General features: G+C 67.7%; 15 protein-coding genes. 10 read left to right on the forward strand and 5 right to left on the reverse strand.

Annotation, left to right across the window (positions count from 1 at the left end; all coding sequences use genetic code 11):
- Nucleotides 1-191: 191 nt before the first annotated feature.
- Nucleotides 192-1,673 carry an MFS transporter gene (locus tag AC069K_RS27670; RefSeq protein WP_478620874.1) on the reverse strand — a complete coding sequence of 494 codons (1,482 nt, stop codon included), beginning with the start codon at nt 1,671-1,673 and terminating at the stop codon, nt 192-194.
- 704 nt (nt 1,674-2,377) lie between these two features.
- On the opposite strand from AC069K_RS27670, the gene AC069K_RS27675 reads away from it, so the two are divergent.
- Both AC069K_RS27675 and AC069K_RS27680 read left to right on the forward strand, forming a co-directional pair.
- The gene (locus AC069K_RS27675; protein ID WP_478620876.1) at nt 2,378-3,025 is read left to right on the forward strand and encodes a tetratricopeptide repeat protein; all 648 of its coding nucleotides are present in this window, start codon (nt 2,378-2,380) and stop codon (nt 3,023-3,025) included.
- Nucleotides 3,026-3,176: 151 nt separating this feature from the next.
- A complete protein-coding gene (locus tag AC069K_RS27680) occupies nt 3,177-3,749 on the forward strand; it encodes a cysteine hydrolase family protein (protein ID WP_478620878.1) in 573 nt (190 codons plus the stop codon).
- Between the two features lie 224 nt (nt 3,750-3,973).
- Here the strand turns inward: AC069K_RS27680 and AC069K_RS27685 are convergent, their stop codons facing one another.
- Nucleotides 3,974-5,251, reverse strand: coding sequence for a beta propeller repeat protein (locus AC069K_RS27685; RefSeq protein WP_478620881.1), 1,278 nt, complete (start codon nt 5,249-5,251; stop codon nt 3,974-3,976).
- Nucleotides 5,252-5,593: 342 nt separating this feature from the next.
- Nucleotides 5,594-6,430, reverse strand: coding sequence for an NAD-dependent epimerase/dehydratase family protein (locus AC069K_RS27690; protein ID WP_478620883.1), 837 nt, complete (start codon nt 6,428-6,430; stop codon nt 5,594-5,596).
- A 474-nt stretch (nt 6,431-6,904) separates the two neighbouring features.
- On the opposite strand from AC069K_RS27690, the gene AC069K_RS27695 reads away from it, so the two are divergent.
- Together AC069K_RS27695 and AC069K_RS27700 are read left to right on the forward strand one after the other, a co-directional pair.
- The gene (locus AC069K_RS27695; protein ID WP_478620885.1) at nt 6,905-7,519 is read left to right on the forward strand and encodes an ABC transporter permease; all 615 of its coding nucleotides are present in this window, start codon (nt 6,905-6,907) and stop codon (nt 7,517-7,519) included.
- Between the two features lie 480 nt (nt 7,520-7,999).
- The gene (locus AC069K_RS27700; protein ID WP_478620887.1) at nt 8,000-8,377 is read left to right on the forward strand and encodes a peptidase inhibitor family I36 protein; all 378 of its coding nucleotides are present in this window, start codon (nt 8,000-8,002) and stop codon (nt 8,375-8,377) included.
- A 167-nt stretch (nt 8,378-8,544) separates the two neighbouring features.
- On the opposite strand, the gene AC069K_RS27705 is transcribed toward AC069K_RS27700, so the two are convergent.
- Nucleotides 8,545-8,856 carry an EthD family reductase gene (locus AC069K_RS27705; protein WP_365108535.1) on the reverse strand — a complete coding sequence of 104 codons (312 nt, stop codon included), beginning with the start codon at nt 8,854-8,856 and terminating at the stop codon, nt 8,545-8,547.
- Between the two features lie 519 nt (nt 8,857-9,375).
- Here AC069K_RS27705 and AC069K_RS27710 point away from each other — a divergent pair.
- From AC069K_RS27710 to AC069K_RS27730, 5 genes are all read left to right on the forward strand, one after another.
- Entirely contained in the window at nt 9,376-9,672 is a 297-nt protein-coding gene (locus tag AC069K_RS27710; protein WP_478620890.1) for a winged helix-turn-helix transcriptional regulator, read from the forward strand.
- Between the two features lie 81 nt (nt 9,673-9,753).
- Nucleotides 9,754-10,320, forward strand: coding sequence for a carboxymuconolactone decarboxylase family protein (locus AC069K_RS27715; RefSeq protein ID WP_478620892.1), 567 nt, complete (start codon nt 9,754-9,756; stop codon nt 10,318-10,320).
- The gene (locus tag AC069K_RS27720; protein WP_478620894.1) at nt 10,320-11,189 is read left to right on the forward strand and encodes a PhzF family phenazine biosynthesis protein; all 870 of its coding nucleotides are present in this window, start codon (nt 10,320-10,322) and stop codon (nt 11,187-11,189) included. Before AC069K_RS27715 ends, AC069K_RS27720 begins: the two co-directional genes overlap by 1 nt.
- Before the next feature lie 358 nt (nt 11,190-11,547).
- Nucleotides 11,548-12,006, forward strand: coding sequence for a hypothetical protein (locus AC069K_RS27725; protein ID WP_365108547.1), 459 nt, complete (start codon nt 11,548-11,550; stop codon nt 12,004-12,006).
- A gap of 326 nt (nt 12,007-12,332) precedes the next feature.
- Nucleotides 12,333-13,088: a dienelactone hydrolase family protein gene (locus AC069K_RS27730; RefSeq protein ID WP_478620896.1), complete on the forward strand. Its 756-nt coding sequence runs from the start codon at nt 12,333-12,335 to the stop codon at nt 13,086-13,088.
- 153 nt (nt 13,089-13,241) lie between these two features.
- On the opposite strand, the gene AC069K_RS27735 is transcribed toward AC069K_RS27730, so the two are convergent.
- On the reverse strand, nt 13,242-13,907 hold the full coding sequence (locus AC069K_RS27735; RefSeq protein WP_478620898.1) for a nitroreductase: 666 nt from the start codon (nt 13,905-13,907) through the stop codon (nt 13,242-13,244).
- Between the two features lie 359 nt (nt 13,908-14,266).
- Here AC069K_RS27735 and AC069K_RS27740 point away from each other — a divergent pair, with 359 nt between their 5' ends.
- Nucleotides 14,267-14,839: an RICIN domain-containing protein gene (locus AC069K_RS27740; protein WP_365108555.1), complete on the forward strand. Its 573-nt coding sequence runs from the start codon at nt 14,267-14,269 to the stop codon at nt 14,837-14,839.
- Nucleotides 14,840-14,866: the final 27 nt, after the last annotated feature.

Below are 14,866 nucleotides of genomic sequence, written 5' to 3' on the forward strand. Positions count from 1 at the left end.
CCGAGGGCGGGACCCGGCCGGTAGACGGCCGGGTCCCGCCCTCGGGGTTCCGTGCCGCGTGGTGGGCCGGGGAGGAACCCGTGGCGTTGGGTCAGTGCTGCGCGGACACGACGAAAGCCTGCCGCGGGTATCAACGGAGGCCAGGGGCGGCGGCGCCCCGGGTGCAGGAACCGCCGCCCGTGGGAAGTGGCTCAGTCGTCGTGGCTGTTCGCGTGCTTGGGCAGACAGAACATCAGCGCCCACATCAGGGCCAGGAGGCCGCTGACCCACCACAGCACGGTGACGAACGCGTCGCGGTTGACCGCGCCGTCGCGAGAGCCACCGGTGATGGCGAAGAACACCACGGCGGTCAGCGCCGTGCCCAGCGCGATGCCCAGGTGAATGGCCGTGTTGAACAGGCCCGACGCCGAGCCGGCGTCCTCGTGCGGAACCCGGGCCAGCGACAAATCGGTGAGCGGGCCGGGGACCATACCCAGGCCGAAACCGATCAGCACCACCGGAGCGGTCATCGCCAACAGGGTCAGGTCGGCCTCGCGGCTGCCGATCTGAAGGCCGTAGGTGACCATCGCAGCGGTCGCGATAAGGGTTCCGGCCTGCGGCAGACGGCGAGCAAAACGCCCGGCGGTCTTCGCCGCGACCGTCGCGCCACCCAGTTCTCCCACGGAGAGCAGCACGAAGGCCACGGCCGCCTCCAGCGGGCTCAAACCCAGTCCGCGCTGCAGGTACAGCGTCCAGGTCATGAAGAACAGGCCGCACAGCAGGCCGTGCAGCAGGTCCGCGGCCATGCCCCCGGAGAACTGCCTGACCCGGAAGAGGGACAGGGTCACCAGCGGGGCCTCGTCCTGCCTGCGCCGCTGGTGGCGCAGGAAGACACCGAGGACCACGGCGCCGGCGGCGAGCATGACGAAGCACCACAGCGTCCATCCCTGGGCGTGGCCCTCGGTGAGCGGGAAGAGAATCAGGACGATGGCCAGGCCGGACAGCAGCATGCCTGCCACGTCGAGCCTGCCGGCCGTGCGGATGGTCGATTCGGGGATGAACGTGTGCCCGAAGAGGAGTACGGCGAGGCCGACGGGCACGTTGACCAGGAAGATCGGCCGCCAGGACAGCCCGAACAGGTCGGCCTGGGTGAGTACGCCGCCCAGGACCGGGCCCAGGACGTTGGCGATGGCCAGGACGGCCCCGTACAGGCCGAACGCCTTGCTGCGGTTCTGACCCTCGAAGGTGACGTGCATGGTCGCCAGGACCTGCGGAATCATCACGGCCACGCCGACGCCCTGGAGCAGGCGGGCGCCGATCAGTACGCCCGGACCGGTCGCCAGACCGCACAGCAGCGAGGCGGTGGTGAACACGACGGTGCCGATGAGCAGAATCCTGCGGCGGCCGTAGATGTCACCGAGCCGTCCGCCGGTGATCAGCCCAATGGCGACAGGCAGGGAATAGGCGGTGGTCAGCCACTGCACCGCGACCGGTCCGGAGCCGGTCGACTCCTGGATCGCGGGCAGGGCTGTCAGGACGACCGACTGGTCGAGCATGTTCATCAACTCGGCCGTCAGCAGCACCAGGAGGGCGATCCAGGCCCCCATGGCCATCTTCGACGGTCCGGACGATGGGTGGGTCGGGGTCTGGGTGGTGGCGTGCTCTGGCTCACTGCCGAGCGCGGAGGAAGACACGACGGAAAAACTCCTGATCCAAAGGAATCGGGGAGCCCTGCCGACAGCCGCACCGGGACCGGAAAACGCGAAACCCGGGGCAGACGGCAGAGCTGCACCCGGGAAGGAAAACTGCGGGGATGGGTGACGCAACTCAGGCCAGCGCGACGTCCGCCCCCGGACACGTGCGACAACACAGCACGCGGGGAACACGGACGACTACATGGCCTGGTTGATAAGACGTCACCCCAAGATCGAAACTGAAGGAACAGGAAGTCTGGTCACTGTCACCGAAAAATCGGCACAGGAACTCAAAAACAGTACAACACCTGCAGGGCCCGTCGCACACCAGATCGTGCGCAGAGCCGCCCACCCTGGCGCTCACGTCCGCCAACCCAAGCGCTCACCCGCAAGGCGGCACTCAGTTCACAAGGGTCACAAGGGCGGGGCCGTACAGGGCGAGCCCCCTCGCGAGGCCGTAACCGAACAGGTGCTCGAATGGCGCAGATCCCACATCATGAAGCGCGAAAGCTGCGGGCGCCTGGACTCGACTGCCCAGGCAAGGCGCGCTGCGAGAAGCAGACGACCCGCTTCGCGTGTTGGCACTCCCCGCTTGGCGAGCGGCGTGGGTGCTTCGAAAACGACCGTCCAAGAATTCCCGTGTGCAGCGGGGAGTGTGGAGATAGCCTCGGCGCTGCTGTCGTGTAACGGGGAGGGGTAGCAGTATGCACGGGCAGGACTGGATCGAACGTGCGGGAGAGCTGTTCGAAGCGGCGATGTTCCGCGGGGAGGCGTCCGCGCTGGACCGATCCGATGATGTGTTGGACGCGGTCGAGGCGCCGCTTTCCCTGGCGCGGGGCAAGGTGTTGCACGTCCGCTTCCTCAACGACCGCCAAGTGGACAGTCGGGAACTGGCGCTGTTCGAGCGCGCGGCCGAGTTGTACAGGCGCCTGGGCGACGCGTCGGGTGAGGCGGACGCGTTGTTCTGGGTTGGCTGCTGGCACCAAGTGGTCAAGGGCGACGGCGCCACCGGCCGGCCATACTTCGAGCGGTCCTACGAGCTGGCGAAGTCCGTCGACGACCGGATGACGATGTCCTACGCGATTCGCCATCTCGGCTTCGCCGACAAGGACGCAGGCCACTTCGATCGGGCCCGCGAGCGGTTGACCGAATCGGTGACACTGCGCCGGGAGATCGGCTTCAGGCCCGGCGAAGCGGCCGGTCTGGTGGCACTGGCCTACCTCGCGGGCGAAACCGGCGACCCGTCGGCGGCGTACCACCACCTCGACGAGGCGCAGTCCGTCGCCGAGAGCTGCGGCGCCAAGACCGTCTCGGGGTGGATCGAGCAAGCCCGCACGCTCATCCGCTCCTAGGACCTGATGGGAAGTGCTGGTCATAGCCACTCGTTGACCAATTGACCGCCAGGGTCGCGGCGCGCCGCTTGAGGATCGGCGAAACCTCCACCGCAGTTCGGTTGATCCACCAGACTTGCTCTTGTTTGCAGATGAAGAAGGGAAGGCAAGCATGGCTAAGAGCGCGCTCCTGGTGATGGACGTCCAACGGGACGTCGTGGCCATCGCCGACGACGGTTCCGGATACCTGCCGCGCCTGCGCAGAGCGATCGATGGCGCCCGGGCTGCCGGCATCCCCGTGATCTACGTGGTGATGGGGTTACGGCCGGGTGATCCTGAAGTCAGCCCTCGCAACAAGGTGATCACGAACGTCGTGCGGGCCGGCCTGTTCACCGAGGGCGAGCCTGGTACCGCGATCCATGACGAGGTCGCGCCCCAGCAGGGGGACATCGTGGTGACCAAGAGGCGGGGAAGCGCGTTCTCGGGCAGCGACCTCGACTTGGTACTCAGAGCGCGCGACATCAATAACCTTGTTCTCACCGGCATCGCCACCAGCGCTGTAGTGCTGTCCACCCTGTGGCGCGCCATCGACCTGGACTTCGGCCTCACCGTCCTGGCGGATGCCTGCCTCGACACCGACCCCGAGGTGCACCAGATGCTCACCGAAAAGCTGTTCCCGCAGTGGGCAGACGTCGTCACCGTCGAGGACTGGCTCAAAGCCATAGCACCAGGCTACAGAACTTGAATGCGTGATGCCGGGGCCAGCGGTCCCGCGGGAGTCGCCCGCCTTGTGGGCCTACGGGTGTTGCCGGGCAGTCCCATCTGGAGAGCTTCCCCGTCAGGGAGTGTTGTCCAGCCGCACCGTGCCGTCGCGGAGATTTATGTGAGCTCCGTGGTCAGCCTCCACACGTTGGGGGCGCTGACCGCTCCTCCAGCCCGTCCGCCCCTGTCCGTGCCTGTCCGTGCCTGTCAGTGCCGCAGCCACAAGTCGCTGTTACCGGCGATGACGGTCGTTCCGTTCGCCAAGGTCGTCACGGCTGCTGGCGGCTGGGAGTGGCAGCCGAGTTCGCCGCGCCGCCATCCTGCCGGGGTTCCGTCCCCTGTCCAGACCGCGCCGCAGTACGTCGCCGGGGTCTGCGGGGACTTTCCCGGCACGCGCAGGCTGCCCACCATGATCGGGTGTCCCTGGGCATCGACGGTCGCCGCGACGATGCCGCCGGCACCCATGGCTGTGGTGTCGGCCTTCGTCCAGGTGGCACCATCGGTACTGGTGAGGAGCACGGGCACGTTGGGCTTCGTGGGGGCTCCCGAGATGTCCCCCACGGCGAACCAACGTCCGGCCACCCGGAACGCGCCGTGCATGCGCGTGCCCGTCGGCAGTCCGTTCACGATCGTTCGGGTCCAATGCGCTCCGCTGTCGGCGGAGTGCCAGACCACCAGAGTGCCGGTGGCCTCCTCGGTGAAGGCGTTCGAGGAGTAGCTGCCGATAGCGATCACCTCTCGGCCATCAGCCGCCATCGGACCGACCGGTGTCCGGCTCCCACTGTCCCTCTCCGCCGGAAGTGTTACCCGGTGCACGGTCGCACCGCGGTCGTCGGAGGCGTACAGGAAGGGTCCTGTGGTGCCCGAGACGGTCTCGCTGCCTCCGATGAGGAGCCGGCTCCCGCTGCGAACCGCCGAGCTGACCGTCCCGCGGTCCGAGGTGTCGGACTCCTTGAGGGCCCAGGGCAATTCGAGATCGGCCAACTGCCGCACCCGCCCGTCGCGTTCGCGGACACGGACCACGCTGGATACGAAGAACTGCGCCCCGTCCCCCCAGTCGACTACCGCCTGGGCCGGCACTCCACCGCCAGGATTTCCGTGCCGCATCGAGTTCGGCACGCCGGATTCGTCCTTGGGGGAATCGGCGGGGTCAGGGTGCAGGGTGAGCCTGGTACAGCCCGCGTTGCCCGACCAGTTGACGGGAACGTACCCGTAGCCGTTCGCATACGTGCCGAAACCCAGAACGCAGTTCCCTTGTCGAGCGAGGAGTTGCAGTCCCTCGCCCGGCGCGACGTAGTCCTCGTCCTTGGGTCCGGGCCATTGCACACTGTCGGCGTGGCGCTCGAAACCCAGTTTCTCGGCCCCGGTACTACCCACTCCCGGCGGCGAGTCGGCCGCCTGCGTGCCGCAGGCCGGCATCGAAAACATCAGTACGGTGACTCCCACGAGCGCCGCAAGGCGCACCCTCCCCCGATGAAGAATCATTGGGACACCTTAGCGGTCACGCCGACGGCCGACGCGGGGGTGAGAGTGGGGCGGCCCCCTGCTGCGCCGCCATGGCTTGGGCGAGGCGGTCCCGGTCCATGGGGCATCGCCACGGCCGCAGGCCTGCGCCCGGCATTCGGTCCTCGCCAAGGGGCCAGCGCGTCGGCCAGCCGCGCCCTGCCGGCGTCAGCCTGCCGAACTGCCGAGGACTCAGCCTGGTGAACGGGCCGGGCCCCTCAAAGACAACTCGGACGCCGTGATCACAGCCGCCCAGAGATCACCTTCAGTTCCCGAGGCCGGCCCGACCCCCGTTGGTCCTCTCATCCCCGACGGCCATACACGTCAGGGCCGAAGGTGTTTGAGGGTGAACTCGGGCTCGGCATAGAGGCCGGCCTGGGCTGCGCTCGGATCGGCTGAAAGATCTCCGGGAATGTCCGCAGCGTGGGCTTCGGCGTTGTCGACGGGGACGTAAGCCAGTTCCGTCACGTCGGGGAGTCGCCAGAAGCGGCGGCTGTTGGCAGAGACGGCGTACGCCGTGACGAAGCGGGTGGAGGACGGTGCAGTCAGGGCGGCCCGGATGTAGCCGACGGCATCGCGCGGGCTCAGCCAGGTCGCCAGGTGCCTGGGCTCGGTAGGCAGGGACTCGAAGCTGCCGATACGCAAGCAGACCACCGACAGACCGAACTTGTCGGCGTACAGCTGCCCCAAGGCCTCCACGGCCACCTTGCTCACCCCGTAGAGGCCGTCGGGGCGTGCCGGCTCCTGTGGGCCGGTGAGATGTCCGGCGGGGTAGAAGCCGGTCACGCGGTTGCTGCTCGCCAGTACCACCCGCTGGATTCCCGTGCGCCGCGCCGCCTCCAGGACGTGGTGCGTGCCCAGCACATTGGCTTCGAGCAGGTCCGGGAGCGGAGCCTCGTCGGGTACGCCGCCCAAGTGGAGCACTCGGTCGGCTCCCGCGAGGGCCGATTCCACAGCGGCTTCATCCCGCAGGTCCACGGTGTGCACCTCTTCGTTCTCGGCCTCCGCGCGCAGCGGTTCGCGGTCGATCAGGACCAAGCGTGCCGCCTCGTGTCGTAGCGCCCCACGCACCACGGAACCGATGGTGCCGCCCGCTCCTGTTACCGCCACTGTTCCCAGACTCACTGCACTCCTCATGTCTTTCGACACCCCTTCCATCATTGCCCGGTGATCCGCTCCTCAAGGCGGCGGGACCTGAGCAAGCAAAGCTGCGGCCTCCTGAGCAAGAAGGGGATGCTCAAAGAACACCACACCCCACTAACGGGACAGGCCCCACTAAGTATCTCGTTAGTTCTGTAGGTGCAGCGGCGTCGAGAGGGTGAGGCCGTCAGTGTGCCTTCCGAGCTTGCCTCCGTTGTGTCTCAAGTCTCTATTTCACCGTTGATTCGACCGCAGTTGGTCGAGATCGGGCGCATACATGGCCGAGCTGTTCAAGCAGAGACGTCCCGGTGCCAAGAGCGCGCGGATGGTGGGGATCCACCCCGAGAGCGTGCGGCGGCGGAAACGTCTGTGCGGCCAGGGCGGGTTTCGGACGCTGCTGACGACGGCCGGCCACCGGTCGGTCGCCCAAAGGCACCCACGCCGAGGCCGGTGCTGCGGGCGCATACCTGGCCGAGCTGTTTGGAAGACGCCTTCATGGAACTCACCGCCGACAGCATCGAATACATGACGCTGATGCTCGTTGCCGGAAGCATGGGCGCGCTCACCGTCATCAGCGAGCACAGCAGCGGACTGATCCGCACCACCCTCGCGGCCGTCCCCGGCCGCGGTGCGGTCGAGCTGGCCAAGGCGGTCGTCACCGCCTTGCTGTGGACCGCGGTCGGCACGGCCGCCGCCATCGGCTCCTTCCTCGTCTCCCAGGCCATCCTGGACGGGCACGGTGCCGCCGTCCCGATCACCCATCCCGATGTGCTTCGCCCGCTGGTGGCATCCGCGCTGCTGGCTCCGGTCTGCGCCGTGATCGGCCTGGGCCTCGCCGTCCTGCTCCGCCACGCCGCTGCCAGCCTGCTCACCAGCGCCTTCACCCTGCTGATGCTGCCCACCATGTTCTCGGAGAGCAACCGCTGGTCCGCCGACATCAAACACACGACGGTCTCGGCCGCCTGGACCCGCCTCGTCCAGACCTGGAAGCCCGACCCCGGATCCCTCGGCTACACCGCCACGCTCCCCGGCTCCTGGATCGTGTACGCCCTCTGGCCTCTGATCGCGGTCGCCCTCGCGGTGGCCGTCGTACGGCATCGCGACGTGTGAACGTGCCTCCGAGACGCGCGATTCGCGGCGAAGCGATCGATGTGGCCTCTTGGCGCACCGTTGGCCAACTGGCGCGAAGGTGGGCGACGCGCTCGGCTCCGACAGCACGGTGCTGGACCTGGGGTCCGGTTACGGAGGCGCGGCCGTCGGCGGGCCGGGCAGTTCGGCTGCCACGTCGTGGCTCGCAGCATCGGGGAGGTGCAGAACCGTGGTACCCCGAACTCAACTCGGAGCGGGGCTCGTGCGGATCATGCGCCCCTTGTGGGCAATTACGGCGCACAGCAAGTTCAGCAGCGCTATGACTTTCGGCCATATAGCACCGCAAATTCGCCAAGCCACTCCCCTGCCGGGCCCGGACCACTTATCCACGGTACACGGTAGTTCGCACCTCTCTGCCGACAGAGGATCGGAGGAAGTCGGGTACGAGCCATGCGGATGAATCGACGGAAGGCAGCAAACACCATGCGTTGGTTGAAAGGCATGAACATCACCCTGGGGCTCGCCGCCGCAATCGCGGTCACGGCGCCCACCACGGCCCAGGCAACAGACACGAGCATCAGCTCCTACGACCAGTGCCCCGAATACTATTTCTGCATCTGGGAGTACGGGAACGCCAACAGGGGGGCGGTCGGGGGGCATTGGGCGCGCTTCTACTACGGCTCGGAGAACTTGGCCAACCCGGTCGATGGCTTCGTCTTCAACGACAAGGTCCGCTCCGTCTGGAACCGCACCGGCGATCGATGGTGTCTGTACGTCGACAAGGATTGGGGCGGCCCCAATTGGCCCGTCGGTAACTGGAAGGGCAACAGCTCACAGTATGGTCACGCGAACGACATCAGCTCACTGAAGAGGTGCTAGGGAGCTCGTGGCGGTTGGATGTGGCGCGTCGAGGGGCCCGTCTCCGTACGACTGGCTTCGGAAAACAGGGCCATCGCTAGACCGGGGTCATTGTTGTACAACAACTACAGGCGTTCAGAACGGACGAGACAGGCGGCGATCCGCCCGGAAACCCTCGCCCAGCGGGCTCAGCCGGTGCCATGTTGCACGGGATAGTCGATGACGACCGCACCGCCGGTGGCGTAGTTGGCGACATCGGCGGCCACCTGGAGGCCCTGCGGCGACGATCTTGCCGCGGTCATTGCCGCAGCGTCAGCGAACTCGGCTTCGAAGACCGCGAAGTACGGCGCCTGTCCCTGCGTCGCCGAGACGTCGAAGCTGTAACGCCAGGCGAGCAGGCCCGGCAGGCGCTTGACCAGCGGGAGGTGAGTGGTCACGTAGTAGTCGCGGAAATGGTCGCAATCGGCGGGCTCGGGGTACAGGACCAGCAGCTTGTGCATGAAAGACCTCCGTTGCGCAGTGGGCGAGGAAAACATTCCGGAGACGCCTCAGGCGGGGCCGTCATCGGTGCGCCCTGTCCCGCCAGTCGGTCATGGGGGGAAGGGCGTCGCTTGAGGGAGTCGGCGCGGTGGTGTGCGCCGGCGAGTTCTTCGTCAGGGTTGTCCAGCGGTTCAAGGGTGGGTTCGCACTTGGTCAGCGCGCGGCGGACTCGGGTGCCGTAGACGTCGCAGACATCGTGGACAGGGCAGGCGCACTCCAGCGCCGACCACACTCCGAGCGCCGGCCGTCGGCACACGACGTCCGGTTGGTGCCGTCCCGATCGACAGATCCATGCCCGTTTTGGCGTACTGCGCACTGCGTAAACGCCTCACGATGCCCTCCCTGCCGCTTCGGAAATAGAATCACTACACGGGACGGTACTGTATCGAATATCGAAGCATCAAGAGGGGTGGCGCAGCGCGATGACAATGCCCAGGCCGGGTCGCCCGGTACGCGGATCGAGTACCGGGCGTCCCCTCATGGCCGCCCTCGACCTGTTCGGACGCCGCTGGAACCTGCGCATCGTCTGGGAGCTGCAGCACGGGCCGGTCGGGTTCCGCGCGTTGCAGCAGCGCTGCGACAACATGTCCTCCAGCGTCCTACGGCAACGGCTGACCGAGCTTCTTGAGGCCCATGTCGTCACCCAGCAGCCGGACACGAGCTACGCGCTCACCGATCTGGGCATCGGTGCCTGCCAAGCACTACGCCCGCTCGCCCGTTGGTCCGATGCGTGGGCCGCGGCCCTGGACGAGGACGGCGAAAAACCGGTCCCGTGAAGCACCACCTCGGCATCACCTCTGGCGCTTCGGAAACAGAATCACTACCGTGCTTCTGAATCCGAATCACTTGGAGGAGCCATGGCTCGTATCCCAGCGCTCGAACCGCCGTTCACGCCGGACGTGGAGGCCCAACTCGCCACGATGATGCCCGCCGGAATGCCCCCTATCGGCCTGTTCCGGACGTTCGCCAAGAACATGCCGAGGACCGTCGCGATGAGCCACTGGGGCAGGTACGAACTCGGCCGCGACCTGACCCTGACACTGCGCGAGCGGGAGGTCGTCATCCTGCGTACCTGCGCGCGCTGCGGCTGTGAGTACGAGTGGGGCGTCCACGTGATGGCCTTCGCTCAGCGTGCCGAACTCTCACCGGCCGAGGTCACCTCACTCACCTGCGGCTCCCCTGACGATCCCTGCTGGACGGCCGACCGCGAAGCCATGCTCATCCGGTTGGTGGACGCCCTGCACGACTCGTGCGACGTCGACAACGAACTATGGCGCTCGGCGCGGGAGTTGCTCGACGAGCGGCAACTGCTCGACGTGTTGCTGCTGTGCGGGTGGTACCACGCGATCTGCTTCGCCGCGCGCACCGCTCGTGTGGACCTCGAGCCCGGCGCTCCCCGCTTCGCCGACATCACCGCTGCCTGATGACCGGCCCGCCGATAGCAGTGGTCAACGCCTGCACTCGCGATGGGCAGGGCGGCAGCCCCACCGCGGTCGTGATCGACGACACCACCCTTACCGACGACGACCGGCGCGCCACCGCCCGCAGGACCGGCACCTCCCACACCGCGTTCGTCGCCACCAGCACAGCGGACATCCCCACGGTGCGCTTCTTCACCAGCGCCGGAGAACTCACGAACTGCGGCCATGGCACCATCGCCGCGCAAGCCGTCCTGCTGCACCGCAGCGGCGCCGCCGAGCGCCACGGGCGCCAGCGCACCGCAGGCCGCACCTTCGCCACGACCGCCATCCGCCGTCGCGACGGCGTCGAAGTCTGGTTCGAGCAAGGCATCATCACCCTGGCGGACCATACCGACACCACCGGCGGTGGCATCATCGCGGCCCTCGGCCTGCAACAAGCGGACATCGCCACCGGCTTACGGGTCGCTTCGCCCGGCACGCCACGCCTTCTCGTCCCTGTCCGGGATCACCTGACGCTGCTGTCCATGCAGCCCGACTTCGATCGGCTGGCAACCGAGTGCCGCCGACTCGGGTATCTCGGCTGCTTCACCTACGCACTCTCACCGACCGCGGAAACGGCCGCAGAGACGGCCTCAGCCCGCATGTTCGCCCCGGCGATCGGCGTCACCGAGGACATCGCGAACGCCAACAGTGTCGGGTGCCTCGCCGCCCACCTTCTGGAGACATCCGGCAACGGCGACATCGAAGTCCACCAGGGGGACACGCTCGGGAGACCGTCATCGATTTCCGCCAGCGCGAGACACACCGACTCCGGCATCGTCGTCAGACTCGGCGGAGTAGTCGACCTCGGCTCGCCCAACGTTTCCGGCTGAACCGTCAAGCGAGCAGCGGACACCATGTCGGCGCTGGCGCTGGCGCTCAGCGTCCTCCGCCACGACCCGCCACGAGGGCTCGACCGCCACCGTCGGCCTCAACGGCCTGCGCCTGCGCCTGCGCCTGCGCCTGCGCCTGCTGCACGATGCCGTCCGCAGGCCCCCGGTCGGCCCACCCGCCCGTCACCGCCTGATCTCTCAACTCGGTGTCTTGAATGGGGCGTTGTCGGCCCGCTGCCACACGGTTTCAAGTCATTCACGTGAGGATCACTTGATCTTCACGTGACATGTGCAATATCACATGTCACGTGAGCCGTTGGGATCCGCCCGACGGCCCCTCCTTACAGGGAGCTCAACCATGAAGCGTTCGTCGTTCCTCACTGCCGCCGTCGCAAGCCTGAGCCTCACCGCCCTGACCCCGGCAATCGCTGCCGCCGCCCCCACCCCCGCCAGCGCCACCGAGACCGTGGTCTCCTGCGGCAACTCCGGCCTCCAGTCCAGCCTTTCGACCCGCCTCTGCGCCGAGGTCTCCGGCAACACCGTCACTTTCGTCGGCAAGGTCGGCCTCGCCGGCCCGCCCTCCCCGGGCAGCCCGGCTCCCACGCCGAAGGAACTCACCACCACCTTCACCGCCACGGTCGACGGCGCCCCGCTGCCGAAGGTCACCAAGTACGCCCTCTTCAACAACACCAACCTGGACGTCCCCGGCCTGAGCGCCAACGTGGCCTGCGGCTCCACCATCCGCGCCACCTTCGGTGTCGCCAGCTACCCTTGGACGGCGCGACCGGTCTCCCACGAGCTGACCCTCACCTGCTGACCCTCCACCGTGACCGCCGGGGCTGACACCAACGGTCCGCCCCGGCCCCCGCGCGGCAGCACCACGAATGGCATCGGCGCCTGCCCGACTGACCGAACCGACCGGACGCCCCTTCAGTAGGCCGGGGCCGGTCTACGGCAGAGCCTGCCGCTGGGGTCTGCCTCCACCGCCGTGGCCTGGGCACGTGATCCGATAGCCCTGCCGTGGAAACGGAATCTTCGGCGGTCCTTTTGAGCCATCGCCGTCATCCAGAGAGACGTCCGCGCTGTTCTGCCAGCGGTGAACCACAGCCCGACCGGGCGCGACGATCACTAAAGTCCAGTTCTATGACGACGATTACCACGCACACGGTCGAGTACCCGGCCGACGGGCTGACGATGATCGGACACCTCGCACTTCCGGCCGGCGTCGACCGCCGGCCCGCGGTCCTGCTCGGGCCAGAGGGCATGGGGCTCAGCGACGTCGAGCGCCGCCGGGCAGATGCTCTCGCCGAGCTGGGATACGTAGCGCTGGCCTTCGACCTTCACGGCGGGCGCTACTTGGGCGACCCCGAGGAGATGCTGGCCCGTTGTATGCCGCTGCTCGCCGACCCCGACCGGATGCGAGGCATCGGCCACGCGGCGCTCGACGTGTTGCGCACCGAACCGCGGACCGACCCCGACCGGATCGCCGCCGTCGGTTACGGCACCGGGGGCGCCATCGCCCTGGAACTCGGGCGCGACGGCGTCAACCTGCGTGCGATCGGGACAGTCAACGCAACTACCACGGGCCGACCGGGTGAGGCGGCGCGCATCCGCTGCCCAGTGTGGGCCGGCGTCGGGTCGGAAGACCCGATCATGGCGCCCGCGCAACGGGGCGCGTTCACCGCCGAGATGCAGGCCGCGGGCGTCGACTGGCGCCTCACGGTCTACGGCGGCGCCTTGCACGCCTTCCACCACCCACCGGTCGACCACCCCACGGTCCCCGGCGTCGGCTACCACCCGCAGCACGCGCAGCGAGCCTGGCGCGACGTCGTCGACCTGCTCTCCGAGTGCCTGCCCGTGACGGAGGACCTGGTCAGTCCAAGCTCGGCAACCCGCTGACGTGGCGGAACGTGCGGCGGCGGCGAGTGGTCTCGTCGATGCCTTGCCGGACGTAGTCGACGGATACGGCGTCCACAAGCCAACTACGGTCCCCGGTGCGCAGATTCGCGGTCCCGCACGCGGCGGTGTCCTGTCGATCTCGACTGCCGGCGGTCACCCTCCGATGAAGCTCACCGTTTCCCTCATGTCCGCCCGCGCGGTACGTAGCCGTGGAACGCCTTCCTTTTCCCATCCCACGGAGATGCCGCAGAACAGCACGAGCTCATCGTCGGCGCCCACTATCTGGCTGACGGTCTTGCGGAACATGGTCCACATCACCTGGGGGCAGCTGTGCAGCCCTTCCGCCCTCAGCAACAGCATGACCGTCTGCAAGTACATCCCCGCGTCACCCCACTGTCCGGGCCCCATCGCCCGGTCGAGGTAGCAGAACAGGACGACCGGCGCCCCGAACGCCTGCGAGTTCAAGGCAGCGATCTTCCGTGGCCGGTCGGGGTCGTCGCGCTCCATCCCCAGGGCTGCATACCGTTGGGCCGCCGCAGCGGAGAAGCGGTCCAGATACGGTGACGTCAGTTCGTCCGGGTACATCGGATACTCCCGCTCGTCCCCCGGGTCTCCCGCCAGTGCCCTGGACGTCGCGTGTTTCTTCAGCTCGGCCAAGGGTTCACCGGTCACGACGTACACACGCCACGGTTGGAGGTTCCCACTGGACGGAGCCCGCGTCGCCGCAGTCAGCACTCGTTCGAGCGTCTCCCGGGGCACCGGCTCATCACTGAACGCCCGCACGGCCCGGCGGCTGCCCACGGCCTCATACACATCCACGTCTTCACGTCCCCTCGTGCAGTCCGGCCCGTCCAGCGTATTCAGCGGTCAGCACGAACACCGCAAGAGGCGGGACGATGTCCCGACGATCAGTCCCCCACAAACGGGGCGGAGCGGAGGCGGCGGCGCACCGCCCTGTGCGCGCGCAGGGTATCGCCGCGACCGCCGTCCGGCACCAGATGCTGATCCGGGTCAGCCGTGCTTCCCTGGTAGGGACTGCGCACCGCTATCGGCGGGCCCCGTCGGCTGGAGTCTGTCAGCCTGAGTTCGCCGCCACCGTCGCAGAGCCTGGAGCAGGCCTGCTCGACGAGCCGATTCTCTTCCTCACCTCCCTCGCAGGTCACGAGAGGAGCGCCACTATGCGCAAGCACAATCGGACCCGCCGTCTTCTGACGGCCTCGACAGCTCTTGTCGCCGGGGGCATCATGCTCTGGCCCGACGCCGCGGTCGCACGCCCGGACACTCCCGACACCGTGGCAGGGATCTCGGGAGATTACCAACTCGTCAACGCGCAGACCGGCAAGTGCGCGACGGTCGCGGGAGGCGTCTCCACCGAGAACAACGTCAGACTGGTCCAGTACAACTGCGACACACACCCCTCACGCCGCTGGTCCATCGGCCGCAACAACGGCAATGGCAGGCAGTTCGTCAATGGGGAGACCCGCAAGTGCGCGACAGTCGCAGGTGGCGTCTCCACCGAGAACAACGTCGAACTCGTCCAGTACAACTGCGACACACACCCCTCACGCCGCTGGTACGTCACCGATTGGAACGGCAGCTCGTACCAGCTCGTGAACGCGGAGACGCGCAAGTGCATGACCGTCGCCGGGGGCGTCTCGACCGAAAACAACGTCAGGCTCGTCCAGTTCACCTGCGACACGCACCCGTCACGCCGCTGGATCCTCCGACGTACGGGCGGGCCTCTCGACTGAGGTACCGCAGGCACACCACCCACTCAC

Source organism: Streptomyces sp. NPDC043908 (assembly GCF_056435525.1).